The sequence below is a fragment of the Micromonospora sp. NPDC049060 genome, from assembly GCF_040649055.1.
In the GTDB taxonomy this organism is placed as follows: Bacteria; Actinomycetota; Actinomycetes; order Mycobacteriales; family Micromonosporaceae; genus Micromonospora; species Micromonospora reichwaldensis.
This window is the reverse complement of record NZ_JBEZEV010000174.1, coordinates 1-2,266: the sequence shown is the minus strand read 5'-3', so window position 1 is coordinate 2,266 and position 2,266 is coordinate 1. Positions and strand designations below refer to the sequence as shown.

The following is a 2,266-nucleotide window of genomic DNA, read 5'->3' as shown; positions in this document are numbered from 1 at the left end:
GTAGCCCTCCGACCACGAGCGCCGCCGCTTCTCGAAGGTGCGGCCGCTGCCGCTCGTCGTCAGCCGTGGCGAGCAGGGGGCCGCCGCTCACGCCGCGACCACCGGCAACTGGAGTTCGGTGACGCCCTTCTCGGGCTCGTCCGGGCAGTAGTCCAGGTACAACTCGCGGGTGTACCCGTCGGCCCGCCAGCCGTTCGCCTCGATCCAGGTGGCGAGCGCCTGGATGCTGCCCCCCACCTCGTCCATCGGCCCGTGGTGGATGATCGTCGCCGCGGTGGGCACCGCGGGCAGGTCGACGACGCCGAAGTCCCGGGCCGCCGAGGGGTCGACGGCCACCGTCACCCCGGCGTGCACCACGACGGACTCGCCCTCCCCCGTCGCCTCGTACCAGGCCAGCCCCGGGCCGGAGGGCACGACGCCCGCCGCGGCGAGGCGCCGGAACAGCTCCGGGTAGAGCGGCTGGATCACGGTGGAGATGTCCGGCGTCTCGTAGCTGCGGGCCATCCCGGTCAGCTCCGCCACCCGGACCGCGGGCAGTTCCTTGAGTACGATGTCCTGGCTGGTCATCCGACCCTCCGTCTCGATCATGCGGAGCCTCGCCTCGACCCCGGCCAGGCGGGCGGTGTCGGCCGCCAGTTGAGCCTCCAGCTGGGACCGGCGCAGCCGCAGCATGCCGCGCAGTTCGGCGACCTCGACGGCGTCGTCGATGATCGCCCGCACCTGCCCGAGGGTGAGTCCCAGTTCCTTGAGGGCGATCACCCGGTTGAGCCGGCGGAGCTGCTCGGCCCGGTAGGACCGGTACCCGGTGTGCGGGTCGACGGCGGCCGGGCGGAGCAGCCCGATGCTGTCGTAGTGACGCAGCATGCGGACCGACACGCGGCCGAGCCTGGCGAAGTCTCCGATGGTGAACATGGCCCCTCACACGTTCGGCCCTGACACGGTGTCAGAGTCAACCAGGCGAGGGCGGGGAATGCCGGCCCGCTCAGCGCGAGGCCGACGGGAACTCCTCGAAGTACGCCTCGACCCGCTCGGCGGTGGCCGGGCGGGCCAGCGCGAAGCCCTGCCCGTACCGGCAGCCGGCCCGCCGCGCGCCGTCGACCAGGCTCGCCGACTCCAGCTCCTCGGCCACGATGTCCAGCCCCAGCCGGTCCCCCACGTTCACCACCACGTCGATCAGCGGGCGCTGCGGGTCCGCCGGGTCCACCAGCTGCGGGCCGACCTTGAGCAGGTCGATCGGCAACCGCCGGAGCTGGGCCAGCGAGGCGTGCTCGGCCCGAAAGTCGTCCAGCGCGGTGCGCACGCCCAGCGAGCGCAGCCCGGCCAGCCGGGCCACCACCGTCGGCAACTCGGCGCCCACCCGGGGCTCCGCCACCTCGACCACCAGCCGGTCCGGCGACAACCCGTACGCGTCGAGCACGGCCGCCGTCCGCGGTACGAAGTCGGGGGAGGCCAGCTCCCGGACGGTCACGTTCACCGCCATCCAGAGCTGCCGGCTGCCCGCCGACCAGGCGGCGAGCTGCCGGCAGGCCCGGTCCAGCACCCAGCAGCCCAGCTCGCCCACGACGTCGAGGTCCTCGGCCACCGGCAGGAACTCGGCGGGAAGCACCGTGCCGAGCACCGGGCTGCGCCAGCGCAGCAGCGCCTCCGTGCCGACCGGCTGCCGGTCGGCCAGGTCGAGCACCGGCTGGTAGACGAGGTCCAGCTCGCCCCGGGCGACCGCCCCGGGCAGCTCCCGTTCCAGGTCGAGCCGGCGGACGAGCTGCTCCTCCAGGTAGGCGTCGTACCACTCGACCCGGTCCCGGCCGAGCTGCACGGCCCGCCGCCGGGCCAGGTCCGCCTGGCGCAGCACGTCCTCCGGGCCGCCGTTGCCGATCTCGGCGAGCCCGATGCCGGCCCGCAGCCGCAGCGAGCCGCCCGCCGCGGGGTAGGGCTCGGTGAGCGCGGCGAGCAGCCGGGTGCCCAGCGCGTACGCCAGCACCGGCCCGACCTCGGTGACCACGGCGAAGCCGGTGGCGGTGACGTCCGCGAGCAGGTCCCGGGGGCCGACCACCGCGCGGGCCCGGCGGAGCACCTCGGCCAGCACGTCCTCGCGGCCCTGGTGCCCGTCGGGGGCGGGGCCGGGTCCGTCGAGGTCGACGACGAGCAGCGCGCCGGCGGGGGCCGGCGCGTCCCGGAGGGCGGCGAGGGCCCGCAGCAGCGCCGGCCGGTCCACGGGCACGCCGGACCCGTCCGGGGCCGCCGGGCGCAGGCCGGCCCGCGGGGCGCC

2 protein-coding genes are annotated in these 2,266 nt (G+C 75.8%); both read right to left on the bottom strand.

Annotation, left to right across the window (positions count from 1 at the left end):
* Positions 1-87: 87 nt before the first annotated feature.
* The gene (locus AB0B83_RS30095; protein WP_357581006.1) at positions 88-912 is read right to left on the bottom strand and encodes a MerR family transcriptional regulator; all 825 of its coding nucleotides are present in this window, start codon (positions 910-912) and stop codon (positions 88-90) included.
* Between the two features lie 70 nt (positions 913-982).
* Positions 983-2,266: bifunctional diguanylate cyclase/phosphodiesterase (locus tag AB0B83_RS30090; protein WP_357581005.1), on the bottom strand; the 1,284-nt coding region annotated here is incomplete at its 5' end.